A 552-nucleotide genomic window follows, 5' to 3' on the forward strand; every position below is an offset into this window, starting at 1 on the left:
CGGCGACGGCCTCGCGCGTGGCGGACTCGAACATCTCGGCGACCTCGTCGAGCTCGCGCGCGACCTTGAGGCCGCGTCCGCCGCCGCCGTAGGCCGCCTTGATGGCGATCGGCAGGCCGACCTCGTTCGCGAACGCGATGACCTCGTCGGCGCCCGAGACGGGACCGGGGGTTCCGGGAGCGAGGGGCGCGCCGACCTTCTCGGCGACGTGGCGGGCGGTGACCTTGTCGCCGAGCGCCTCGATGGCATCCGGCGAGGGGCCGATCCAGACGAGACCCGCACCGATCACGGCGCGCGCGAAGTCGGCGTTCTCGGCGAGGAATCCGTAGCCCGGGTGCACGGCATCGGCGCCGGAGCGGCGGGCGACCGAGAGGATCTTCTCGATCGAGAGGTAGGTGTCGGCGCTGGTCACGCCGTCGAGGGCGTAGGCCTCGTCGGCGAGGCGGGTGTGCAGGGCGTCGCGGTCCTGATCGGCGTAGACGGCCACGGAGGCCTTCCCCGAATCGCGGGCGGCACGGATGACTCGGACGGCGATCTCGCCGCGGTTGGCGA

At 73.2% G+C, this 552-nt stretch carries 1 protein-coding gene; it reads right to left on the reverse strand.

The window, feature by feature from the left end; all coding sequences use genetic code 11:
* Positions 1–552, reverse strand: a 552-nt coding sequence (locus tag NS220_RS18565) for a biotin carboxylase N-terminal domain-containing protein (RefSeq protein WP_275934691.1), incomplete at both ends; no start/stop codon positions are given.

Source organism: Microbacterium testaceum, assembly GCF_001476655.1.
Classification (GTDB): Bacteria; Actinomycetota; Actinomycetes; order Actinomycetales; family Microbacteriaceae; genus Microbacterium; species Microbacterium testaceum_C.